Here is a 21,580-nt window from a genome sequence, read left to right on the forward strand (position 1 = left end):
GTTGATGAAAAAAGCATCTTCTCTTAAGTACTTGGTGCCGTACCTACTTATTTTACTTCTGGTTTGTAAAACTCCAGCACTCGCCGCAGAACAAGAATTATCCAGCGCAGCGACCGAAATTCTCGCCCAAGGCGGAAACGTGCTCAGGTGTTCGATAACTGAGGCATGTGAAAGAGGAAGGTGTGCAAATACCGAGAAACTGGTCGAAATCGCGCTCAGCAATATTAACGGTAACGCTGGTGCGGACGACGGATCAGCTTACTCGGTGCAAAAAGGTAGCTGGATCGAAGCTACAAAGCAAAGTGATGCAACAGGTACTAAAATTGGCAATCAAATCACGATCATCTTACCGGGGTTCGGCGACTCAGTTGCGATGGCATCGATTGATTTGACTTCAAATGAAATTGCGTACTCTGAGCATTTGTCAGCTACATTTGGTGTATCCAACCACTACGGTTCATGCGAGGCGGTAAACTAATGGACTTCCTCAACGCCCTTGTGGCGCTCTCCAACTTCGTCCTTGTTCCCGCAATCGCCTATGGCAGCCAGTTGGCGCTGGGCGCGTTGGGGGTGACGCTGATCTATGGCATCCTGCGGTTCTCGAATTTTGCCCATGGCGACACGATGGCCTTTGGTGCGATGATCGCGGTGCTGGTCACATGGGGTCTGCAGGCCGCCGGTGTCAGTTTCGGGCCGTTACCGACCGCTCTGCTGGCCCTGCCCTTTGCCATTCTCGGCTGTATCGTTCTGGTTCTGATCACGGATCGGATGGTTTACCGTTTCTACCGGGAACAAAAGGCCAAGCCGGTCATTCTGGTGATCGTCTCGATGGGCGTGATGTTCATCATGAACGGGCTGGTGCGGTTCATAATCGGGCCGGATGATCAAAGGTTCTCGGACGGTGAGCGGTTCATCGTTTCAGCGCGGGAATTCAAGGCGATGACCGGGCTGCGTGAGGGGCTGGCGATCAAGACCTCTCAGGGCATTACCGTGGTTGTGGCCGTTGTCGCCGTGGCACTTTTGTTCTGGTTTTTGAACAAAACCCGCACCGGCAAGTCGATGCGCGCTTATTCGGATAACGAGGATCTGGCGCTGCTGTCCGGCATCAACCCTGAACGTGTGGTGATGATCACCTGGATCCTTGTCGCGGCGCTGGCGACAACTGCGGGTGTGCTTTACGGGTTGGACAAGAGCTTTAAGCCCTTTGTCTATTTCCAGCTTCTGCTGCCGATCTTCGCTTCGGCCATCGTCGGCGGCCTCGGCAACCCGTTGGGCGCTATCGCGGGCGGGTTCATCATCGCGTTTTCCGAGGTGACGATCACCTATGCGTGGAAAAAGGTGCTGACCTATGTGGCACCGGAACATCTAGAGCCCTCGGGGTTGGTCCAACTCCTGTCCACCGATTACAAATTCGCGGTCAGCTTTGTTATCTTGCTCATCGTGCTTCTGTTTAAGCCCACAGGTCTGTTTAAGGGGAAAGCAGTATGATCCTGAGTCTCATTGCATCGATTGCTATTCCTCTGATCGCCGGAGCAACTATTGGCACCGTCGGACTGATTGCCGGAATCGCGGAGGTCGCCCTAGGATGGACGTACCGATATGCTGTGCAAACGGACAACGAGCGGCTGAAAAACTCGGTTCTTTTTGCTGCGGTCGCCGTTCTAATTCTGGCAACTGGCTTGGTGCAGGGATGGAACACAGCAATCCTGATCCTGAACATGGGGTTGATCTCGGCCATCATGGCGCTTGGGGTGAACTTGCAATGGGGCTTTGCGGGCCTGTTCAACGTTGGTGTTATGGGCTTTGTTGCGCTGGGCGGGCTGGCGGTTGTGCTGGTCTCAACCCCGCCGACACCCGGCGCGTGGTCATCCGGAGGATACGGGATCGTCCTTTCGTTGCTGTTGGGGGCTGCGACCGTCGTTGCGGCGGTTCTGGTGGCAACAAAAATGCCTAGGGGCCGTGTACAGACGATTGCCATCGTCGCCATTCTGATCGCCGGGTTTTTCATTTACCGTGCGGTGTTTGACCCCAGCGTTGCTGGTGTCGAAACCATTGACCCAGCCGTTGCGGGCAACCTTGGCGGGTTGAATCTGCCGGTTCTGCTGGCCTGGCCCGCGGGCGGCGTGCTGGCCGCCGGTGCCGCTTGGCTGATCGGCAAAACAGCCCTTGGCCTGCGCTCGGACTATCTGGCGATTGCGACGCTTGGGATTGCCGAAATCATCATCGCAATCATGAAAAACGAGGACTGGCTGGCCCGAGGTGTCAAGAATGTCTACGGCATCCCACGCCCCTCGCCCGTGGTCGGCTATGAGGTTGAGCTGCAGCAGGATCCATCCTTCATTGCCCGTGCCGATTGGTTTGGGCTGGACCCTGTCATCGCCTCGACCCTGTCGGTCAAGCTGGGCTATTCCCTGCTGTTCATGGTTGTTCTTCTGATCCTGCTGTGGATGGCCCAGATGGCGCTGCGCAGCCCCTGGGGCCGCATGATGCGCGCCATCCGTGACAACGAGGTTGCAGCCGAGGCGATGGGTAAAGATGTCACCCGCCGCCATTTGCAAATCTTCGTTCTGGGCTCTGCCATCTGCGGTATCGCGGGCGCAATGATGACAACGCTGGACGGGCAGTTGACGCCGGGTACCTACAACCCTCTGCGCTTTACATTTCTGGTCTGGGTCATGGTGATCGTGGGCGGATCGGGCAACAACTTTGGTGCGGTGCTGGGCGCGTTCCTCATCTGGTTCCTGTGGGTCCAGGTCGAACCGATTGGGTTGTGGCTTATGAACCTGATCACGTCCGGAATGCCCGATGGCAGTGCGCTCAAGACGCATCTGATCGACAGCGCGGCCCATATGCGACTGTTCACGATGGGGATGATTCTGCTGATTGTTCTTAGATTCAGCCCAAGAGGGTTGATCCCCGAGAAATAGGGCCACAGAACCTCCAATATATGGAACCGCGTCAAGAAATTGGTGCGGTTTCTTGCTTTTGAGTGAGGAACTTACTAGAGCAACTCATCGGCCTGACAAGTTTCACAGTCGTGTTCACCAAATATTTGCCTTTGTGCAGACTACTACCATTTGCCCGCAGGGAATAGAAAACACCGATGAAAACCACTCTTACAAAGACACTCATTCTGTTGCCGGTTCTTGCCTCTTTGACCGCATGTATTCCGTCACCAAAAGATCTGGAAACCACTCCGGTCAAAGTCCAGACCCCCAAGGGCGTGGTAACATGCCAGCTCTACCGGCAGAACCGCGTGGACTGGGACCGGGCAATCGACTTTCCGGCAACAAAAATGTCCGTCCCCGAGGCTGATGCATATTGCAGACAAGAAGGCCAACGCCGCCTGAAGTGACCGTTGTGAGGCCGGGCAATTAGCCCGGCCCGCCATTCAACGATTACGAAATAACCCGCCCAGAATGCCTCGGACGATCCTGCGCCCGGTTGTTCCCTTAAGCTCTTTAATGACGGCCTCGCTCATGGCGGTGGCAAAGGTGTCTTTCTTTCGCACGATCCGCGAAGAAGACCGCGATACTTTGCTACCTGAGTATCGGCGAGCCGTGGCAAATTCGCGTTCTGCAATCGATTGAGACTCAAGCTGTTCTTCTGCCTCGGCTGCGGCCTGTGCTGCGGCATCAGTCCGCGCCTGGAGCATCTCAAAGGCTGATCTGCGATCTATGCGGGTTTCGTATTTGCCTTTCATCGGAGACGCATTCATTACCGTTTGCCGTTCGGCAGCGGTAATCGGCCCCAACTGTGACCCAGGGGGACGGATCAAAGTGCGTTCGACGATGCCCGGAACCCCTTTCTTTTGCAGCATGGAGGTAACCGCCTCGCCCACGCCAACCTCACGGATGGCGGCCTCTGTATCAAAGGTTGGATTCTCGCGGTAGGTTTCAGCCGCAAGGCGAAGGTTTTTCCTGTCTCGGGCGGTGAAGGCTCGCAAAGCATGCTGTACCCGGTTACCCAACTGACCCAGAATATCTTCTGGTATGTCTGCCGGGTTTTGCGAGATGAAATAAACCCCTACGCCCTTTGATCGGATAAGGCGGGCGACCTGCTCGACCTTGTCCACAAGCACTTTGGGCGCGTCTTCGAACAACAGATGCGCTTCGTCAAAGAAAAATACCAGCTTGGGTTTGTCCGGATCGCCGACTTCGGGCAACTCTTCAAACAGTTCGCTCAGCAGCCATAACAAGAACGTCGCATACAGCCGAGGTGATCCCATCAGCTTGTCAGAGGCCAGGATGTTTACCATGCCATTCCCGTTGACATCGGTGCGCATAAGATCGGCCAGTTCCAGGGCAGGTTCGCCAAACAGATTGGTGCCCCCTTGATTTTCAAGAACCAACAACCGTCGCTGGATGGCACCGATCGAGGCGGTTGAGACATTCCCATAGCGCAGCGAAAGATTTGCTCTGTTCTCTCCGATCCAGACCAACAGGGCTTGCAGATCTTTCATATCCAACAGGGGCATACCTTCTTCATCGGCAACCCGAAATGCAATGTTTACAATGCCTTCTTGTGCTTCGCTCAGGTCCATCAGCCTGGACAACAACAAAGGTCCCATCTCGGATACTGTGGTTCGAACCGGATGGCCTTGCTGACCGAACAGATCCCAGAAAGTGACCGGGCAAGCGGCATATTCGTAATCCGTGAATCCGATGGTTTCGGCACGCTTCTGAAATGCCCCATGTAGCTTGTGACTTTCACTGCCCGCCAGCGCCAACCCAGACAGATCACCTTTGACGTCAGACAGAAACACCGGCACCCCAGCCTTGGAAAACCCCTCGGCCAGGATCTGAAGCGTCACGGTCTTGCCAGTACCGGTCGCACCGGCGATCAGGCCGTGGCGGTTGGCGTATTTCAACGACAACGTCTGCGGTTGGCTGTAATCTGCGCCACCACCGCCAAGAAATATGTTCTCACTCATATGCTTAAGGCCCTGTTTCCTACCGATCTCCGCCCAGCATACAAAGTTAACCTTTGGCTGCGATAGTTTTCTGGTTGTTCGTGTATGAGAATTGCGCGGTCAACAAACTTCCTCCCTGTCGACTGGCCGCGCGTTCACGCGCGGCCCTTTTTCCACCATAGCTTCATAATTAAATTTTCAGGTTAGCAGTTGACCACCGCGCCGCCCTCTCGTAACGTCTGCTCATAATTAAGTCGGCCGGTCCGACGGGGAGAAAAATTCATGAAAGGGAGCCGCTCCACCGGCTCCCTTTTATCTTGGCCACACGTGTTGCCCACGGGGCCTCAGGCGAGATTCCGATCACTTCTGCCTTTTTATGCTGCATAATGCCTGACACTGCGCGCCAGTGGTGCTAGACCCGGCGAAAAGCCACATCAACAATCACGAGGCAATTATGTTCAGGACACCGATAAAGCTTGTTGCGGCAGCTTTTCTTTTCAACGGCGCCGCACTGGCGCAAGAGACCACCGACACGGCAGAACCTGCCACCGAATCCCCTACGACCGAGCAGGTGGACAATGGTCTCGACCTGGGGCAGCCGGTCGATGAAACCGTCAAGGTCGGACAGCGCTATGACAAAGAAAAATTCGGCGACTGGAGCCTGAACTGTTTGAAGATGAACGCGGGCAAAGATCTGTGTTCGCTGCTGCAGGTCATAAATGGCCCGCAAGATGTGCCTATGGCTGAGTTTTCCATGTTCCGCCTACCCGAAGGCGGTTCGGCTGTAGCCGGAGCAAATATCTTGGTTCCGCTTGAAACACTGTTGCAAGCGCAGCTGACCCTCTCAATCGACGGGGCGCCTGCCAAACGCTACAACTATTCGTTTTGTAACCCTGTTGGCTGCGTTGCCCAAATCGGCCTGACCCAAGGGGATATCGACGCAATGAAGCAGGGCAGCAAGGCGACTTTGACCATCGTTCCAGCGCCCGCGCCGGATCAGGTGATCGAACTTGACCTATCTTTGTCCGGGTTTACTGCAGGTTACGACATTGTTGATGTCGCAACCAACTGAAGACTACATTTCGAGAAAGCCGTTTAACCCAGCGGCTTTCTCAAACCCGCTTCAAGGCAAGTACTGCGTTCAGACCTCCGAAAGCGAAAGCGTTGCTTAGCGCAACCTCGACTTTCGCATCGCGTGCCTCGTTGGGCACAACGTCCAAAGCACATTCCGGATCTGGTTCTTCGTAGCCAATCGTCGGTGCAATCACCCCATCTCGCAGGGCCATGATACAGGCCAAAAGCTCTACCGCGCCGGTTCCGCCAATCAAGTGACCATGCATCGACTTGGTGGATGAGATCAAAAGTTCGTCCGCATGCGGGCCGAAAACGCCAGCTACAGCGGCACATTCCGTTTTGTCATTGGCCGCAGTACCTGTGCCATGGGCGTTGATATAACCCACCTGATTGGCATTCAGGCCAGCATCAGACAACGCCCCTGACATCGCACGGGCAGCGCCCTGCTTGCTGGGCATTACAATGTCTGATGCATCCGAGGTCATCGCGAAACCAACAACTTCGCACAAAATTTCTGCCCCACGCGCCTTCGCGTGTTCGTATTCCTCGAACACGAAGATGCCCGCTCCCTCTCCTTGCACCATACCGTTTCGGTTGGCGCTAAAGGGACGACAGGCATCCTTGGACATCACCCGCAGCCCTTCCCAGGCCTTAACGCCACCAAAGCACAACATGGATTCTGAGCCGCCGGTGATCATCGCAGGGGCCGCCCCGCTGCGCACCATCTGAAAGGCTTGCGCCATCGCATGGTTCGATGAGGCACAAGCAGTCGATACCGTAAAGCTGGGACCTTTGAGGTTATGTTCCATCGATACGTGGCTTGCCGCCGCGTTGTTCATAAGTTTAGGAACAACAAATGGATGGACCCTGTTCTTCCCGTCCTCATAGACTGAACGGTAGTTGTCGTCCCAGGTCGAAACGCCACCACCTGCTGTTCCCAGAACCACGCCAGATCGTGCAGCCAACTCACCGTGGAATTCGATCCCGGACTGATCTATGGCCTCTTTGGCCGCGGTCAGGGTAAACTGTGTAAACCTGTCATACAGAGTCATCTGTTGGCGGTTGAACCGGCCCTCGGCTTCGAACCCCCGGACCTGGCCACCGATCTTGATCGCCAACCTGTCGACGTCTCGAAATTCAAGTTCCGAAATGCCACAACGGCCTTCCCGCATCGCCTCAAGCGTATCTGGAACTGAATGACCAAGCGAATTGATCGTGCCTGCCCCGGTTATTACTACCCGTTTCATTTGCTTGGGTCAGACCTTTTCTGCCACAAGCTTTTCGATCCCAGCAATGATCGCGGCGACATTTGAGATGTCAAAGTCACTGGCCGTTGGTTCATTGGCATTGAACGGAACGGTTATGTCGAACTCTTCTTCGATGGCAAAGATACTCTCGACCAGCCCCAGGCTGTCGATCCCCAGATCTTCGAGCGTACTTTCGGGCGTCACATCCGAAGGCTCCAACACGGCTTGTTCGGCAATGATGGCAATGACGCGGTCGGTGATGCTCATATCGATCCTCTGATTATCACGTTGAATGTGATTTAATCGCTCGGAGGCTGTTTGGAAACAGCCTTTTTCAACGCCTCCACGTCACGAAGCATCCGCGGCAATCTACGCTGCGCCTTATAGACATCAGTAAAGGTTTCCATCTTCACAGCCGGGTAGCCCATCAACACACGACCGGCAGGTACGTTTGACAGGATTTTGGTACCACCGCCGACAATCACCCCGTCGCCAACGAAAATATTGTCCGAGACGCCTGATTGCCCACCCAGAACCACGTTATTGCCAAGCTCAACCGAACCGGAAATACCAGACTGACCACACAGCAGACAGTCATTACCAACGCGCGTGTTGTGGCCGATATGGACCTGATTATCCAGTTTTGTGCCATTCCCGATGCGAGTATTACGAATGGTCCCGTTGTCGATCGTGCAATTCGCACCGATCTCGACATCGTCGCCAATTTCCACAGAACCAAGCGAATGAATGCGCAGCCAGCTTTGCGCGCTGGCGTCTCCTGCATCCCCCAAGGTCTTGCGCGCGTTCTCTACCCCCGAAACTTCGGGCGTAACAAAACTGAACCCGTCGCTACCGATCCTTGCCCCTGGTTGCGCGATAAAACGATCCCCGATCTGTACACGGGCACCAATGCTGACCATTTCGCGCAGAACCGCGTCTTCGCCCAACACAGCATCCATACCGATGACGCAATGCGGTCCGATATTCGCCCCTCTGCCGACCCGGGCCCGTGCACCAATGACTGCCAGAGGGCCGATTGAGACCCCATCTGCTACATCCGCAGTTGGGTCGATGACTGCAGAAGGGTGAACCCCGGATCCAAAGCCCTGCCCTTTATCCAGCATGGATGTGATCCCGGCCATCGCCATGCGCGGTCGTCGAACGAATATTGCTGCCTTAAGCCCCAACGCCTGCCAGTCAGCACCTTCCCAAAGGATGGCGACCTGCGCCGAACCCGATCCCAGATCCTCGGCATATTTCGGCGACATCGCCATCGCCAGATCAGTGGCAGTTGCATCCGACGGTTCAGCAGCAGCATGTACGACCAAGCTGGCATCGCCCTGGAACTCAGCGTCAAGGGCATCTGCGATTTGTTGAACTGTATATTTCATGTGGGGCTTCCCGGAACTAGGACCTTCCCCCGGTGATTACCCCTGAACGTCCGGCAGGGCCACCCCTGCTTTCTGCAGAGCATTCCAGATTTTCTGATCACGGCCATAGACGTCGCGACGGTACTGTACCTCACCTTTCGGGCCAATAAAGGCAGTGCGGTAAATCAAGTGGACAGGAACATGCTGCTCAAGCTTCACAGTGGTCTCTTTTCCTGTCGCGAGAATCCGATGGAAAAATGCCTTTGGGTTTTCTTCTTGCTTCGCCAACAGTGCGTAAGCGAATTCGAAAGGCTGAGCCAATCTGATACAACCATGCGAGAAGGCACGAGATTCCCGAGCAAACAGACTTTTCTGCGGTGTATCATGCAGATAAATGTTGTGCTTGTTGGGGAACATGAACTTCACCAGCCCCAGGGCATTGCTTTTGCTGGGCGGTTGGCGCATCGCAAATGGAAAGTTGCTTGCGGTGAACTGGGTGAAATCTACTGCCCCGCGATTGACCTGGCGACCACTGCGATCGGTAATCTGAATATGCCCAACGGCATTTGGGTTGGACTGCAGCTGCGGCAGGTATTCCTTGGTGATGATCGAGCGTGGGACATACCAGCTGGGGTTAATGACCATATGCTCCATCTTGTCCGAAAACTCAGGGCTGCGACGATCATGGGTGTTCTTGCCGATCACGGCGCGGGTTTCAAAGGTAATAAAGCCGTCATCAACAATCTTGGCTGAGAAATCAGCCTGATTGACCAGAATGTGGCGTTCACCGCGCTCGCGCGGCAACCAGCGCTCACGCTCCAGCGCGACATAGACGGCCTTCAGACGATCCGAAGCAGTGCGGTTCAGCTCAGTAATTGTGCCCGGCCCCGCGACGCCATCTGCGGCAAGACCATGTGCGATCTGAAACCGCTGAACGCCTGCCAGCAAGGCATCGTCAAAAACAGGGCTGGCTGTTGGATTCATAAAACCCATTTCAACCAGTCGGTTACGCATCGCTATTACGGCGGGTCCCGTATCTCCCAGTTCGAGCTTAGCCTGCGGAACAGTAGTTCCCCAACCGCCTTGGCGAACCAATTCTTCCAGCGCAAGTTTCTGCTTCATCAAAGCCCGATACTGGGTCGAGCTTGGCGCCAACTGATCGAAATAGGCTGCATCCTCCGAGGTCGTCAGTCCACGCAGATGCCCTGCTGTCGAGGTCGGCTCGACCTTCCTGACCAATCCATCGTCTATATCGGATGGTCGTAAAAGGCCTGTCCTCATGTCTTGTGCATAGGCCGCAAAAACGCGCGTCAGCTCGACCTCAATCGCCCCAAGCTCACGCGCTGATTTTGCTGATTGAAGCCGGTCAACCAAGCCCTGCGCATCATAGGCGTTCGCGGGTAGCCCGTGTAATTCGACCGCAGAAAGCCCCTCAATCAACCGTTGACGACGTTCAGCATGTGCAGCCGTGTCGCCAATCCAAACAGGCACGAATCCTCTTTCACGGTAGAAATCGGCAATCTCAGACCCGGAAGGTGCAAATTCGGCAACCGCCATCTGGAATGCGGTGTCAGGCTTGGCCTCAGTGTTCGCCATCGCCGAAGTCGTCAGAAAACATGCGGCCAAAGCAATACCGGTGCTTGCACGAAGAACAGAGAACATTTGGAGCCCTTGAATTTTCAATATAATACGCCGTTTCAGGCAATGCCGAACAATTATGGTTTTGCTTGAAACCCATTGTCTATTCACAAATGCATCAATTTCGTGCTTATACCCAAGCGTGATGCTTGTTTGCATCGGACAGATTTCCGCGACGGCCTAAGACGTTGGATCTTTGCCATTTTGCACCACCTGCGCAAAAAACTGCCGAAAATTCCCCCTTGAAAAGATGAATTTGAAAGACTTCTTGGCCGCCCTTCACGACTGTGTCATAAATCCCTCATCTGGGATGGGAATAAATTAATACAGCGCGCGTAACATCGTGTGCAGGCAGGAACAGTACGGGACGAAACACAAAATGACGACGAGCAGTTCCTCGGGTTTGACCCGGCGTGCTTTATTGGGCGCATTCGCAGCTACAGCAGTTGTAGCAACTCCAACCTACTCCAATGCAGCAGGATTCCTTCGTGGCGGTGGTGATATTCGCCGTATTCGCATGTATTCCGGACGCACTGGCGAGCGGATCGATATGATCTATTGGGTTGACGGTAAATACATCAAAGACGCGGTCAAAGAAGTGAACCACTTCATGCGCGATTGGCGCACCGACCAGGCCAAGGATATGGACCTCCGCACGATCGACATCATGGCGGCGTCGCATAATCTGTTGGATGTCAACGAACCCTATATGCTGCTGTCGGGCTATCGCTCGCCGCAGACCAACGCGATGCTGCGGTCACGGTCGCGCCGTGTTGCCAAGAATTCGTTGCACATGAAAGGCCAGGCAGCCGACCTCCGCCTGTCATCTCGTTCGGTCTCGCAAATGGCCAAAGCGGCGATGTCTTGCCGTGCTGGTGGTGTTGGCAAATACCACCGCTCGAACTTCGTGCATATGGATTGCGGTGTGGTAAGAAGCTGGGGCGGTTGATCCGCCCCGCCTGTCGTCAAGAGAACTTTGTCGGTCACCTAACCGTTTGAATGAGCAGATTTATCTGCCATTGTGGAGGTGCCTATTCTACTCAGGCAGCCTCATAAACCCTGCGCAAACCGGCTGTCGCAGGTGATTTTCAATACGAGCCCAAATATTCAAGAAATGGCGCACCTGAGAGGATTCGAACCTCTGGCCTCTGCCTTCGGAGGGCAGCGCTCTATCCAGCTGAGCTACAGGTGCCTGAGCCGTTAGCTAACCTTGTTCCGGTCCGGGTGCAACTGAAAATCGACCCGGATCAAACAGGTTTCACGCGAACAGATCATGCGCAAGTTCAAGCGCTTCGATCAGGGTATCGACCTCATCTTTCGAGTTATAGAGACCAAAACTGGCGCGGCATGTCGCGGTGACTCCGAGGAAATCCATCAATGGTCCAGCACAATGGTGCCCGGCCCGAACAGCGACGCCCTTTTTATCCAAAATCGTCGAAATGTCATGTGCGTGGCCTGCACCGTCCAAAGTGAAGCTAAAGATCGCCGCTTTGTCCGGCCGTGTCCCCTGAAGCTGAATCCAGTTCAGCCCTGCAAACCTCTGCATCGCATAGTCTCGGATCTCGGCCTCATGAGCAGCAACGTTGTCCATCCCCAAATCCATCAGATAGTCCAGAGCGACGCCCAGTCCGATGGTTTGCACGATACCAGGAGTTCCCGCCTCGAATTTCATCGGTGGATCATTGTAGATCACCTGATCCTTGCTGACCTCTTTGATCATGTCACCGCCACCGATAAACGGGCGCATTTCGGCCATTCGGTCAGATTTGATGTAAATCGCTCCCGATCCTGATGGGCCATAAAGCTTATGCCCGGTGATGGCGTAGAAATCGCAGCCGATATCCTGGACATCGACCGGCATATGCACGGCGCCTTGACTGCCATCCACCAGCACCGGGACGCCTTTGGCATGGGCGCCTTCGGTGATTGCTTTGACATCCACAACCGTGCCCAACACGTTCGAACAATGGGTCACCGCGACCAGCTTGGTTTTTGGACCGATGGCATCAATGACAGCTTGCGGATCAAGCCCACCATCCGCATCCACATCCACCCATTTCAACACCACTCCCTGACGCTCGCGCAGGAAATGCCAGGGTACGATGTTTGCATGATGCTCCATCACACTCAGGACGATCTCGTCCCCGGCCTGAAGACGCGGCATCGCCCAGCCATAGGCGACCAGATTGATGCCTTCAGTCGTGCCCGAGTTCAGAACAATTTCATCTTCATCCGTTACGCCCAGAAATCGGGCAATAGTTCCACGAACGGATTCGTATTTCTCGGTCGCCAGATTGGACAGATAGTGCAGCCCGCGATGCACATTTGCATATTCTTCGGTATAAGCCCGCGTCACAGCGTCAATGACAACCTGTGGCTTCTGAGCTGATGCTCCATTGTCCAGATAGGTCAGCGGCTTGCCGTTTACCTCTCGGGACAGGATCGGAAAGTCAGCGCGAATTTTCTGCAGATCGAACATCGTATTTTTCTTCCCTAGACCGGGCCGCTGGGTGTGAACATGAGGACAAATGAGATTGAAATCAGTGCGGATAACAGAATGACCCCAAAAGATTTCAGCATCGAGTTGAACTTATGAGCTTCATTCAGGAAATGCATTGAGACGTAAAGGCTGACAAGTGCGGTCGCCAGCAAAAACATGACCATCATAAATGGAACAACCATCGAAACGATCAGCGTCACCGACATCGCTGCGATCTGAAGGAATTGCAGCCAGATCGTCAGGATCAGGATATCTTTGAATGTCGCAACGCCCCCGATAGTACGACCAACAAAAAGAAGAGCCACCACGCTGAGCAGCATCGCGCCTGACGAACGCAGAAGGTTCAGAATAACAGGATCAGAAACGGGAAGCGGTTCACCCTGGGGGACAGGGACCATCTGTTCGATACCAATTTGGATGGCACCGTTCAGAACGACAGCCAGAAAGAATGCCAGCCAGACAACTTCACGCCCGGGACGCAGATCCAGCAACCGTCTTGCCGCTTCGGCAGGGTTGGTCAGGGTCAGAACAGCAATCTGACTCAGCACGGCCGGATTCATTCCGCATACCTTTGCGCTTGCCTAAGGCCCGAAAACCAGAACCACAGGAATACGACGAACCAAACCAACCCGACAGTGGTCATGGTTGTCCCCGGACCAATAAAACCAGCGACAAGGCCGTTCAGCAAAATCAACGGCGTCGAAGATAGCAACGCCCAGAACAGAGCTAACCTTGCGCCATAGGCAGTCCCCTTTCCGCCGAACAGACGCGCCGCACCGTGGGACACGAAGGCCAGAAGGTAGAAGAACAGCGGCAAGATAATGACAGTTCCAAGCAAGGCACCGCCCAACAGCATGTTAAGCTCGAGATCTTCGAGATGCGCCTGTCGGGACAAACGTGGCAGTTGCGCAATGAATGCCACCACGCAGAACGCCATTACAAAGACCAAAGCGCGGTCCTCACGTTCGCCCAAATCCAAAAGCCGGCTTACAACCCGGCCTGGTCCACGGTATGTGGCCACTATATCCGACGTTACCGGCATCAGCTTCGCCGAGAAAGCCAGCCTTCAAGGCGGTCAACCACAGCCTCCGCAAGGCTTTCATCCTCGATCTCTTCCACAGCCTCGGCCAGGAACGACAAGGTCAGCAAATTTGTTGCCTCTTTGACGGGCACACCCCGAGACCGCAGGTAGAACAGAGCCGTTTCATCAAGCGCACCTGATGTCGAACCGTGCGAACAGACAACGTCATCGGCATAGATCTCAAGCTCGGGCTTGGCGAGGAACTGACTATCATCATCCAGTAACAAAGACTGGCTGATCTGATACCCGTCTGTTTTCTGGGCGCCCTCTTTCACAAGGATCTTGCCCTGAAACACGCCGGTCGCGCCGTTCCGCAGCACCTTCTTGAACACCTGGCGGCTTTCGCAACCAACCGCGTCATGGGTGACGAATACCGTGTCGTCATGGTGAAAGTCGCCATCTCCGACGCAGGCACCGGCCACGTGCGCCACCGCATCATCGCCGGTCAATTCGATCACCTGTTCGTTCCGGGTCAGAACACCGTTCATGGTCAGGGTGAAGGATTTGTAGACCGAATTGGCACCCAACCGTGTAAACATATGCGTCGCCGCACGACGCTCGTGGTCACGACCCTGGGCCCGCACATGGTGCAGCGAGCCACCATCGGCAATGTCAATTTCCATACATTTGTTGAAACGCGATGCCGCCGGCCCGTTTTCGAGAATGGTAACCTCGGCGTCTGTTTCGACCCGCACTACGTGATGCAGGATCGCATCCGAATCCTCGGACGCATGGCGATAGATCAGGCTGATCGGTTTCGATGGCTTACCGGTCACATGGATGGCCACGCCGTCTGATGCAAATGCGGTGTTCAATGCGGCCAGCGGGCGCTGAACCGGGACTTGTCCATTTGCTTCAAGAACGCCGTACAAGTCTTTGGCCCAATGGATATCTTTGCAGCAAATATCTTCAAGCCGGTCGATCGAAACACCTTCGAGTGTCAGATCATCGGACTCTTCGGGATTGAACACTCCGTCAACGAAGACAATCTTCAAGCGGTCGAATTCGTCGAACATTTGCGGCTCGTCCGACTCGAACAGCGCCGCATGCGCTGCATCAGCCGATACGAGCGTATCGGGTTGGGTGTATTTCCAGTACTCGTCGCGCCGGCTGGGCAAGCCCATTTGGCGCACACGGGCAATCGCGTCCTCGCGCGCAGCGCGAGTACATCCGGCATCGGGCAACGACAGGACGGCCAGCCGCTCCTCCGTCGCAGTCTGTTTTGCTTGGGGCAACGCCATCAGTTCACCTCGGCCAGAATGTCGGCATAACCGTTGTTTTCAACCTCAAGTGCCAACTCGGGACCGCCAGTTTTTACAATCCGCCCATCGGCCATGATATGCACGACATCAGGTTTGATGTGGTCCAGAAGGCGCTGATAATGCGTGATAACAAGGAAACCACGCGCTTCGTCGCGCAGCGCGTTCACGCCCTCGGCAACCAGTTTCATCGCGTCTACATCCAAACCGGAATCTGTCTCGTCCAGAATGCACATTTTGGGCTCGAGCATGGCCATTTGCAGTATTTCGTTGCGCTTTTTCTCACCGCCAGAAAAGCCAACATTCACAGGGCGCTTCAGCATATCCGCATCGATCTTTAACGATTTGGCCTTGGCGCGCACCTCTTTCAGGAAATCGGCTGCCGAAAGCTCTTCTTCCCCGCGGGCCTTGCGCTGTGAATTCACAGCGGTGCGCAGAAAGGTCATGTTGCCAACGCCTGGGATTTCAACCGGATATTGGAACGCCAGGAAAACACCGGCTGCTGCGCGCTCTTCCGGTTCCATCTCGAACAGGTTCTCACCACCAAGGGTCGCCGAGCCTTCGGTCACTTCATACCCATCCCGACCGGACAGCACATAGCTGAGCGTCGATTTGCCCGAGCCATTTGGCCCCATGATCGCATGTACCTTGCCAGCCTCAACCTTCAGGTCGACACCTTTGAGGATTTGCTTGTCTTCTTCTTCAAGTTTGACGTGCAGGTTTTTGATTTCCAGCATGTTTTATTCCTTTGACGTATCGCAAGGGGTCATGCCCCCTCGTATGTTCTGAATTCAGGTAAGGTTGGGATTAACCCACAGATCCCTCAAGGCTGATGGCCACCAACTGCTGGGCTTCCATCGCAAATTCCATCGGCAGCGCCTGGAGCACGTCCTTGCAGAACCCGTTGACGACCAGGGCCACGGCCTCTTCCTCGTCCATTCCGCGTTGACGGCAATAGAACAGCTGATCATCATCGACCTTCGAGGTCGTCGCCTCATGCTCGACCCGCGAGGAGTTGTTCTTGACTTCGATATAGGGAACCGTGTGCGCCCCGCATTTATCGCCGATCAGCAGGCTGTCACATTGGGTGTAATTCCGGCTGTCCTTGGCTTTCGGGTGCATCGAGACCAGCCCGCGATAGGTGTTCTGCGCCCTGCCCGCACTGATGCCTTTGGACACGATCCGCGACTTGGTGTTCTTGCCCAGGTGGATCATCTTGGTGCCAGTATCGGCCTGCTGATAATTGTTGGCAATCGCGATCGAATAGAACTCACCCTGGCTTTCATTGCCGCGCAGGATGCAGGACGGGTATTTCCACGTCACGGCCGAGCCGGTTTCAACCTGCGTCCACATCACCTTGGACCGGTCGCCGCGGCAATCCGCGCGCTTGGTCACAAAGTTATAGATGCCGCCCTTGCCATTCTCATCCCCGGGGTACCAGTTCTGAACGGTCGAGTATTTTACCTCGGCATCTTCCTCGATAATGATTTCGACCACGGCAGCATGCAGCTGCGTAGTGTCGCGCTGAGGCGCAGTACAGCCTTCCAAGTAGCTGACATAGCTGCCTTTATCGGCAATGATCAGGGTACGTTCAAACTGACCGGTGTTCTCCGCATTGATGCGGAAATAGGTGCTCAGCTCCATCGGGCAGCGTACGCCCGGCGGGATGTAGACAAATGACCCGTCCGAGAACACGGCCGAGTTCAGCGTGGCATAGAAATTATCGGATACCGGAACCACAGTGCCCAGGTATTTCTTGACCAGCTCGGGGTGTTCCCTGATCGCTTCAGAAATCGAACAGAAGATCACACCTGCCTTTTTCAGTTCGGCCTGAAAAGTTGTGCCAACGGACACCGAGTCGAACACCGCATCCACGGCCACCTTGCGGCCCTCAGCAGGCATATCCTCGGCGCCTTCGACGCCAGCCAGAATCATCTGTTCTTTCAGTGGGATACCAAGCTTTTCGTAAGTAGCCAGCAGCTTCGGATCCACTTCATCCAGCGATTTCGGCTTTACCTCCATCGATTTCGGACGGGCATAGTAATACTGGTTCTGAAAGTCAATTTCAGGATAGCTGACCATCGCCCATTTCGGCTCTTCCATCTTGGTCCAGCGTTCGAACGCGGCCAGACGCCATTCGGTCATCCATTCCGGTTCTTCATTCTTGTCCGAGATCAGACGGACGATATCGGGGTTCACGCCTTTTGGGGCGTATTCCATCTCGATATCGGTGTTCCAGCCGTATTTATAGGTTCCGGCCTCGCGCACCGCATCAACGGTTTCCTGATCGACACCTTCTTTTACCTGAGTCTGGTCCAAAGCGGCCATGACTTATCCTCCGTCAGATCACGCGGCACGCGCGCGATGCTTTTTCTCTTTTTCCAGCCACGTATCCGCGAAACGCAGCACATCATCTTCTGTCGTCCAAGGGCCGAGCGATACGCGAATTGCGCTGGCTGCCGTTACCTCGTCATATCCCATTGCCGTCAGAACTCGGCTGGTTTTTACCTTGCCACTTGAACAGGCCGAACCTGCGCTGATCGCAAATCCAGCCAGATCCATCTGCATAACCTGCGTCTCCCCTTTCCATCCGGGAGTTGCAAAACACAAAGTGTTGGGGAGTCGCTCCTGATCTTTCCCGACAAAAATAGTCGCTTTCGATCCGGCCTCAAGTGCGTTCTCTAGAATATTTCTAAATTTAGCAACATTTTCCCAAACACCGTTAGCCAGATCTTTCACTGCGGCCTCGGCAGCGGCACCAAAACCCGCGATTCCAACAACGTTTTCCGTCCCGGAGCGCCGGCCCATTTCCTGCCCGCCACCAACCGCAAGCGGGTTGATGTCCAGCCCTTGTTTTAGGATCAGAGCGCCAACACCCTTAGGACCGCCGATTTTATGCGCCGAAAGAACCGCCATATCCGCATCGCTCCAGGCGAAGGAAAAGGGAATACGGCCAACAGCCTGTGTAATATCCAGCAACAACCAATCGGCGCGCCGTGCGCCATAGGGCCACTGACCTTCGACCTTTTTCGGTGGCAAGGTAACGATACCTGTTTCCGAATTCGCCAACCCCATTGCTAAGATGTGACCAGGACCGAACGGGCGTTCGTTGCAGTTCGATAGATCAAGATGCGACCAAAGCGCGTCATGCGCCGTTGCATCGACGAACACATCGCAATTATTCGGTCTATTCTGCAGGACCCGAGCCGCTTCGGTCGCACCAGAGGTGAAAATAACTTCCTGCGGTCGGCACCCGACAGCTTCGGCCACCTGCGCCCGTGCACGCTCGACCATGGCCTTTGCCGCTCGTCCTTCAGCGTGAACCGAGGAAGGGTTACCGATCTGATCCATTGACGTGATCATCGCATCGCGCGCTTCGGGGCGAATTGGCGTTGTGGCGTTATGATCCAGATAAACACGATTCATGGATGCACCTTTTGGCAGCCAAAGGGACTTGGACAAAGCAAATTCATCTTACTCGTCCACGACCGCAAACAGATTAGGAACAGCCGGACAGGGCGCCAAGTCGTTCCTGATCACATCAGAAAGCCGCGTTTGATGCAGAAACACATAAACATGGGCACTCAGCCCTTCCCACAATCGGTTGGTCAGCGATTGCGCACGACTGCCCGATGAGGCCCCCGAAGCCCCTGCCCCTTTTTTCAACGCGTCTACAGTTTCGTCGACGGCGGACAGAATTTCGACTACACGGATTTCCGACGCAGGGCGCGCCAACCGATAACCTCCGCCCGGACCGCGCACTGACGAGACAAGCTCGGCCCGGCGCAGCTTTACGAACAGCTGTTCAAGATAAGGCAACGAGATGTCCTGCCGTTCGGAAATTTCGCTCAGCGTTACCAGTCCGTCAGAAGACTGAAGAGCGATATCAGCCAAGGCCACCATCGCGTAACGACCCTTGGTCGAAAGCTTCATTCTCATTCCCTTATGGCAGTTAACGCGCGAAATCATTGACGCCGCCGCTGCCAGTGCGTATCTCCGACTGACAGCGCCCTTGCGCCGACTATCACAATTAGAACCGTTCTAAGGTGTCCGACGATTATCGTCAAGTATTTCCGGACACCCAGAAGAAAAAGACAGGACCTATGCACACATGCCCGAGGTGATTTTTCCCGGACCCGAAGGCCGCCTGGAAGGCCGCTACCACCCGCAAAAGGAAAAAGACGCACCGATCGCCATCGTGTTGCACCCGCATCCTCAATTTGGCGGGACCATGAACAACAAGGTGGTCTATAATCTGCACTATGCGTTCTACAACATGGGTTTCACTGTCTTGCGGTTCAACTTCCGCGGTGTTGGCCGCAGCCAGGGAGAATATGACCAGGGCGTAGGCGAGCTGAGTGATGCGGCATCGGCACTGGACTACCTGCAGTCGATGAACAACAATTCGAAACACTGCTGGGTCGCAGGGTTCTCGTTCGGAGCCTGGATCGGGATGCAACTGCTTATGCGCCGCCCTGAGATTACCGGTTTCATCAGCGTTTCTCCGCCAGCCAACATGTATGATTTCTCGTTCCTGGCGCCCTGCCCCTCTTCGGGTCTGATTATCAACGGATCCTCTGATCGGGTAGCCCCGCCTGCAGACACCACTGCATTGGTTAACAAGCTGCATGAACAGAAGGGCATCACAATCACCCATAACGAAGTTGAGGGTGCTGACCACTTCTTTCAGGATCGCCACATGGATACGCTGATCACTGATGTAAGTGACTATGTGAAACGGCGGCTGACAGAGAACACGCGCTAATGTCCGACACGATCATCAGGCTTGCTTCCAAGCTGGCCGAAGACACAATGAAAGTGATGGACGAAACCGGTAACGACCGCTTCTTCATGGAAGTTGGCGAAGTGATCGGGGCGTCCTCACAAACATTGGAAGAAGCATTCCTGACCGAGATCCGTGTCCGGATGGCCGAACGTAAGGCCCGCAAGTTTGTCGTCGAGAAATTGACCGAACATCGGTCAAAACTGAAAGCTATAGAAAAACAATGACGCAAAGATTGTCCGCGCAAATCGACTTCCTTAAACGCGCGGACAGGCTGAAATCTGTCAATCGCGCCAACGCCTTGTTGGATCAGTCCCGCCCAGAGAACGCGGCTGAGCATAGTTGGCAACTGGCGCTTTGGGCCCTGGTTTTGGAACCGCTTGCCGGGTCAGACGTAAATATCGACCGCGTGATCAAAATGCTACTGCTGCATGATCTGGTCGAAATCATCGTAGGCGATCACCCAATTCACTTGAAAACAGATTGGAAAGCACTGGAATTGGCGGAACAAACAGCTGCTGAAGAGCTGTTTGGCATGCTGCCTGCGGATCAGGCCACGACGTTTCTGGCTCTGTGGCAAGAATTCGAGGCCGACACCACTCCGGACGCGAAATTCGCCAAGATTCTGGATCGGTCGCAACCGATGTTTCAGGTGCTGTGTGCAGAACGGCCAAACCCAGAGCATTTAGCTGTCGTGAATGACAACCTAAAACGTGGTCGCGCTGCCTATCTGCAACAAGCTTTCCCGGACGCATATAATCTTGCCCAAGCACTGCTGAATGGAGGCAAACTCGAAACCTCCGAGCTTTCTTTGCGTTTGGGTTTCTTGTCCGAAACTGACCAACTCAAATCGGTTCAGCGCGCATCTCGTCTGCTCTATGATGACCGGTTTGAGAATTCAGCCGAACATTCCTGGCACATCATGCTTTTTGCCTGGGTCCTGTCCGAATATGCAGCCCCTTCCGTTTCTGTGAACCGCGCCCTCAGGATGCTTTTGCTGCACGACATTGTTGAAATTGACGCCGGTGATCACCCAATTCATGGGCAGGTCGACCACGCGGCACAAGCCGCCGAGGAACTTGCTGCGGCGCAAAGGTTGTTTGGAATTCTCCCAGAGGTCCAAAATCAAGAATTCATGTCGATCTGGCAGGAGTTTGAACAGGCCGAAAGCCCCGATGCCTGTTTCGCCAAAGCGATTGATCGCTTCCAAACCCCGGTTGGCAACCTCGAGACAGGAGGCGGTTCCTGGATTGATTACAACGTCACATACGAGCAAATCCACAGCCGTGTCGGCACGGTGATTATTCCCGGTGCACCAGCCCTGTGGGCATGGCTGGATCCGTTGCTTCGGGGTTACTTTTCTGAGACTGCAGAAGGCTGAAAACACAGCGGAAAAAGGAGCATAACACCCCTTTTTCCTGTATTCGGCAGTCGCTTAAACCGATGTACCAATCAATCGCTCAACATTTCGGGCTGCTTTTGTTTCGACGGACCCCCCGCCAGCAAGCCACCCAAGCGCAACAATAAGTGCCGAAAGAGCGATGACGTATTTTGCAAATTTCGTCATGGCGATACTCATAAAAAAAACACGATAAAACGCGGACAAAGTATAACATTGCCGAAAGTCCACATAGTCGGGTAATCCTGACCCCTGACGGATGCCAGTAAACTCCTGCTATCGCTTGCGGGTATCGGTCATTTCGTGCTCAACCCAAT

At 54.7% G+C, this 21,580-nt stretch carries 23 protein-coding genes and 1 tRNA gene; 9 read left to right on the plus strand and 15 right to left on the minus strand.

Annotated elements, in window-relative coordinates; genetic code table 11:
• Positions 1-4: 4 nt before the first annotated feature.
• From AC2FH8_RS02635 to AC2FH8_RS02650, 4 genes are all read left to right on the plus strand, one after another.
• On the plus strand, positions 5-478 hold the full coding sequence (locus tag AC2FH8_RS02635) for a hypothetical protein (RefSeq protein WP_496688123.1): 474 nt from the start codon (positions 5-7) through the stop codon (positions 476-478).
• Positions 478-1,488 (plus strand): branched-chain amino acid ABC transporter permease, encoded by a 1,011-nt coding sequence (locus tag AC2FH8_RS02640; protein ID WP_496688125.1) that lies wholly within the window; start codon positions 478-480, stop codon positions 1,486-1,488. The genes AC2FH8_RS02635 and AC2FH8_RS02640 overlap by 1 nt, the downstream gene beginning before the upstream one ends.
• Positions 1,485-2,927: a branched-chain amino acid ABC transporter permease gene (locus AC2FH8_RS02645; protein ID WP_496688127.1), complete on the plus strand. Its 1,443-nt coding sequence runs from the start codon at positions 1,485-1,487 to the stop codon at positions 2,925-2,927. Before AC2FH8_RS02640 ends, AC2FH8_RS02645 begins: the two co-directional genes overlap by 4 nt.
• Before the next feature lie 176 nt (positions 2,928-3,103).
• Positions 3,104-3,355, plus strand: a complete 252-nt coding sequence (locus tag AC2FH8_RS02650; protein WP_142633761.1) for a hypothetical protein — start codon at positions 3,104-3,106, stop codon at positions 3,353-3,355.
• Between the two features lie 36 nt (positions 3,356-3,391).
• Here the strand turns inward: AC2FH8_RS02650 and AC2FH8_RS02655 are convergent, their stop codons facing one another.
• Positions 3,392-4,933 (minus strand): helicase HerA-like domain-containing protein, encoded by a 1,542-nt coding sequence (locus tag AC2FH8_RS02655; protein ID WP_496688129.1) that lies wholly within the window; start codon positions 4,931-4,933, stop codon positions 3,392-3,394.
• 433 nt (positions 4,934-5,366) lie between these two features.
• Here AC2FH8_RS02655 and AC2FH8_RS02660 point away from each other — a divergent pair, with 433 nt between their 5' ends.
• Positions 5,367-5,984 (plus strand): invasion associated locus B family protein, encoded by a 618-nt coding sequence (locus AC2FH8_RS02660; protein ID WP_282027399.1) that lies wholly within the window; start codon positions 5,367-5,369, stop codon positions 5,982-5,984.
• Between the two features lie 40 nt (positions 5,985-6,024).
• Here AC2FH8_RS02660 and AC2FH8_RS02665 read toward each other — a convergent pair whose 3' ends face one another.
• The 4 genes from AC2FH8_RS02665 to AC2FH8_RS02680 are packed head-to-tail and all read right to left on the minus strand — an operon-like array spanning position 6,025 to position 10,265.
• Positions 6,025-7,233 carry a beta-ketoacyl-[acyl-carrier-protein] synthase family protein gene (locus AC2FH8_RS02665; RefSeq protein ID WP_271947157.1) on the minus strand — a complete coding sequence of 403 codons (1,209 nt, stop codon included), beginning with the start codon at positions 7,231-7,233 and terminating at the stop codon, positions 6,025-6,027.
• A gap of 9 nt (positions 7,234-7,242) precedes the next feature.
• Complete coding sequence (locus AC2FH8_RS02670; protein WP_142633752.1) at positions 7,243-7,500, minus strand: acyl carrier protein; 258 nt, start codon at positions 7,498-7,500, stop codon at positions 7,243-7,245.
• Positions 7,501-7,532: 32 nt separating this feature from the next.
• Positions 7,533-8,624 (minus strand): UDP-3-O-(3-hydroxymyristoyl)glucosamine N-acyltransferase, encoded by a 1,092-nt coding sequence (gene lpxD / locus AC2FH8_RS02675; RefSeq protein WP_271947158.1) that lies wholly within the window; start codon positions 8,622-8,624, stop codon positions 7,533-7,535.
• A gap of 36 nt (positions 8,625-8,660) precedes the next feature.
• Positions 8,661-10,265 carry a L,D-transpeptidase family protein gene (locus AC2FH8_RS02680; RefSeq protein ID WP_496688131.1) on the minus strand — a complete coding sequence of 535 codons (1,605 nt, stop codon included), beginning with the start codon at positions 10,263-10,265 and terminating at the stop codon, positions 8,661-8,663.
• Positions 10,266-10,620: 355 nt separating this feature from the next.
• Between AC2FH8_RS02680 and mepK the strand changes: the two genes are divergently transcribed.
• Positions 10,621-11,190 carry a peptidoglycan L,D-endopeptidase MepK gene (mepK, locus tag AC2FH8_RS02685; RefSeq protein WP_142633747.1) on the plus strand — a complete coding sequence of 190 codons (570 nt, stop codon included), beginning with the start codon at positions 10,621-10,623 and terminating at the stop codon, positions 11,188-11,190.
• Positions 11,191-11,356: 166 nt separating this feature from the next.
• Here the strand turns inward: mepK and AC2FH8_RS02690 are convergent.
• From AC2FH8_RS02690 to iscR, 9 genes are all read right to left on the minus strand, one after another.
• A tRNA-Arg gene (locus tag AC2FH8_RS02690) sits at positions 11,357-11,433 on the minus strand.
• Between the two features lie 66 nt (positions 11,434-11,499).
• Positions 11,500-12,720: a cysteine desulfurase gene (locus AC2FH8_RS02695; protein ID WP_281972083.1), complete on the minus strand. Its 1,221-nt coding sequence runs from the start codon at positions 12,718-12,720 to the stop codon at positions 11,500-11,502.
• Between the two features lie 14 nt (positions 12,721-12,734).
• Entirely contained in the window at positions 12,735-13,301 is a 567-nt protein-coding gene (locus AC2FH8_RS02700; RefSeq protein WP_142633743.1) for a YIP1 family protein, read from the minus strand.
• Positions 13,298-13,783, minus strand: a complete 486-nt coding sequence (locus AC2FH8_RS02705) for a YIP1 family protein (RefSeq protein ID WP_282027397.1) — start codon at positions 13,781-13,783, stop codon at positions 13,298-13,300. The genes AC2FH8_RS02700 and AC2FH8_RS02705 overlap by 4 nt, the downstream gene beginning before the upstream one ends.
• A complete protein-coding gene (gene sufD / locus AC2FH8_RS02710) occupies positions 13,783-15,063 on the minus strand; it encodes a Fe-S cluster assembly protein SufD (protein WP_282027396.1) in 1,281 nt (426 codons plus the stop codon). The genes AC2FH8_RS02705 and sufD overlap by 1 nt, the downstream gene beginning before the upstream one ends.
• Complete coding sequence (gene sufC, locus AC2FH8_RS02715; RefSeq protein ID WP_142633737.1) at positions 15,063-15,818, minus strand: Fe-S cluster assembly ATPase SufC; 756 nt, start codon at positions 15,816-15,818, stop codon at positions 15,063-15,065. The genes sufD and sufC overlap by 1 nt, the downstream gene beginning before the upstream one ends.
• Before the next feature lie 70 nt (positions 15,819-15,888).
• Positions 15,889-17,409, minus strand: a complete 1,521-nt coding sequence (gene sufB / locus AC2FH8_RS02720; RefSeq protein WP_496688135.1) for a Fe-S cluster assembly protein SufB — start codon at positions 17,407-17,409, stop codon at positions 15,889-15,891.
• Positions 17,410-17,427: 18 nt separating this feature from the next.
• Entirely contained in the window at positions 17,428-18,507 is a 1,080-nt protein-coding gene (locus AC2FH8_RS02725; RefSeq protein WP_271947168.1) for a cysteine desulfurase family protein, read from the minus strand.
• 48 nt (positions 18,508-18,555) lie between these two features.
• The gene (gene iscR, locus AC2FH8_RS02730; RefSeq protein WP_142633731.1) at positions 18,556-19,014 is read right to left on the minus strand and encodes a Fe-S cluster assembly transcriptional regulator IscR; all 459 of its coding nucleotides are present in this window, start codon (positions 19,012-19,014) and stop codon (positions 18,556-18,558) included.
• 178 nt (positions 19,015-19,192) lie between these two features.
• Here iscR and AC2FH8_RS02735 point away from each other — a divergent pair, with 178 nt between their 5' ends.
• Genes AC2FH8_RS02735 through AC2FH8_RS02745 form a run of 3 tightly spaced genes read left to right on the plus strand, consistent with a single transcriptional unit; the run spans position 19,193 to position 21,245 of the window.
• Positions 19,193-19,846, plus strand: coding sequence for an alpha/beta hydrolase (locus tag AC2FH8_RS02735; protein WP_142633729.1), 654 nt, complete (start codon positions 19,193-19,195; stop codon positions 19,844-19,846).
• Positions 19,846-20,091 carry a hypothetical protein gene (locus AC2FH8_RS02740; protein WP_142633727.1) on the plus strand — a complete coding sequence of 82 codons (246 nt, stop codon included), beginning with the start codon at positions 19,846-19,848 and terminating at the stop codon, positions 20,089-20,091. The genes AC2FH8_RS02735 and AC2FH8_RS02740 overlap by 1 nt, the downstream gene beginning before the upstream one ends.
• Positions 20,088-21,245 carry an HD domain-containing protein gene (locus tag AC2FH8_RS02745; RefSeq protein ID WP_496688137.1) on the plus strand — a complete coding sequence of 386 codons (1,158 nt, stop codon included), beginning with the start codon at positions 20,088-20,090 and terminating at the stop codon, positions 21,243-21,245. The genes AC2FH8_RS02740 and AC2FH8_RS02745 overlap by 4 nt, the downstream gene beginning before the upstream one ends.
• 54 nt (positions 21,246-21,299) lie before the next feature.
• Here the strand turns inward: AC2FH8_RS02745 and AC2FH8_RS02750 are convergent, their stop codons facing one another.
• Positions 21,300-21,431 (minus strand): hypothetical protein, encoded by a 132-nt coding sequence (locus AC2FH8_RS02750; protein ID WP_271947174.1) that lies wholly within the window; start codon positions 21,429-21,431, stop codon positions 21,300-21,302.
• Between the last annotated feature and the right edge of the window lie 149 nt (positions 21,432-21,580).

The organism is Ruegeria sp. CDSC025, assembly GCF_059610805.1.

What these genes read in the sequence shown, in the direction of transcription:
- AC2FH8_RS02750 (WP_271947174.1), bottom strand. Translation starts at nt 21,431, where the DNA reads ATGACGAAATTTGCAAAATACGTCATCGCTCTTTCGGCACTTATTGTT.
- AC2FH8_RS02735 (WP_142633729.1), top strand. Translation starts at nt 19,193, where the DNA reads ATGCCCGAGGTGATTTTTCCCGGACCCGAAGGCCGCCTGGAAGGCCGC.
- AC2FH8_RS02725 (WP_271947168.1), bottom strand. Translation starts at nt 18,507, where the DNA reads ATGAATCGTGTTTATCTGGATCATAACGCCACAACGCCAATTCGCCCC.
- mepK (WP_142633747.1), top strand. Translation starts at nt 10,621, where the DNA reads ATGACGACGAGCAGTTCCTCGGGTTTGACCCGGCGTGCTTTATTGGGC.
- sufB (WP_496688135.1), bottom strand. Translation starts at nt 17,409, where the DNA reads ATGGCCGCTTTGGACCAGACTCAGGTAAAAGAAGGTGTCGATCAGGAA.
- AC2FH8_RS02650 (WP_142633761.1), top strand. Translation starts at nt 3,104, where the DNA reads ATGAAAACCACTCTTACAAAGACACTCATTCTGTTGCCGGTTCTTGCC.
- sufD (WP_282027396.1), bottom strand. Translation starts at nt 15,063, where the DNA reads ATGGCGTTGCCCCAAGCAAAACAGACTGCGACGGAGGAGCGGCTGGCC.
- AC2FH8_RS02665 (WP_271947157.1), bottom strand. Translation starts at nt 7,233, where the DNA reads ATGAAACGGGTAGTAATAACCGGGGCAGGCACGATCAATTCGCTTGGT.
- iscR (WP_142633731.1), bottom strand. Translation starts at nt 19,014, where the DNA reads ATGAAGCTTTCGACCAAGGGTCGTTACGCGATGGTGGCCTTGGCTGAT.
- AC2FH8_RS02745 (WP_496688137.1), top strand. Translation starts at nt 20,088, where the DNA reads ATGACGCAAAGATTGTCCGCGCAAATCGACTTCCTTAAACGCGCGGAC.
- AC2FH8_RS02670 (WP_142633752.1), bottom strand. Translation starts at nt 7,500, where the DNA reads ATGAGCATCACCGACCGCGTCATTGCCATCATTGCCGAACAAGCCGTG.
- AC2FH8_RS02700 (WP_142633743.1), bottom strand. Translation starts at nt 13,301, where the DNA reads ATGAATCCGGCCGTGCTGAGTCAGATTGCTGTTCTGACCCTGACCAAC.
- AC2FH8_RS02660 (WP_282027399.1), top strand. Translation starts at nt 5,367, where the DNA reads ATGTTCAGGACACCGATAAAGCTTGTTGCGGCAGCTTTTCTTTTCAAC.
- AC2FH8_RS02705 (WP_282027397.1), bottom strand. Translation starts at nt 13,783, where the DNA reads ATGCCGGTAACGTCGGATATAGTGGCCACATACCGTGGACCAGGCCGG.
- lpxD (WP_271947158.1), bottom strand. Translation starts at nt 8,624, where the DNA reads ATGAAATATACAGTTCAACAAATCGCAGATGCCCTTGACGCTGAGTTC.
- AC2FH8_RS02640 (WP_496688125.1), top strand. Translation starts at nt 478, where the DNA reads ATGGACTTCCTCAACGCCCTTGTGGCGCTCTCCAACTTCGTCCTTGTT.
- AC2FH8_RS02645 (WP_496688127.1), top strand. Translation starts at nt 1,485, where the DNA reads ATGATCCTGAGTCTCATTGCATCGATTGCTATTCCTCTGATCGCCGGA.
- sufC (WP_142633737.1), bottom strand. Translation starts at nt 15,818, where the DNA reads ATGCTGGAAATCAAAAACCTGCACGTCAAACTTGAAGAAGAAGACAAG.
- AC2FH8_RS02635 (WP_496688123.1), top strand. Translation starts at nt 5, where the DNA reads ATGAAAAAAGCATCTTCTCTTAAGTACTTGGTGCCGTACCTACTTATT.
- AC2FH8_RS02680 (WP_496688131.1), bottom strand. Translation starts at nt 10,265, where the DNA reads ATGTTCTCTGTTCTTCGTGCAAGCACCGGTATTGCTTTGGCCGCATGT.
- AC2FH8_RS02695 (WP_281972083.1), bottom strand. Translation starts at nt 12,720, where the DNA reads ATGTTCGATCTGCAGAAAATTCGCGCTGACTTTCCGATCCTGTCCCGA.
- AC2FH8_RS02740 (WP_142633727.1), top strand. Translation starts at nt 19,846, where the DNA reads ATGTCCGACACGATCATCAGGCTTGCTTCCAAGCTGGCCGAAGACACA.
- AC2FH8_RS02655 (WP_496688129.1), bottom strand. Translation starts at nt 4,933, where the DNA reads ATGAGTGAGAACATATTTCTTGGCGGTGGTGGCGCAGATTACAGCCAA.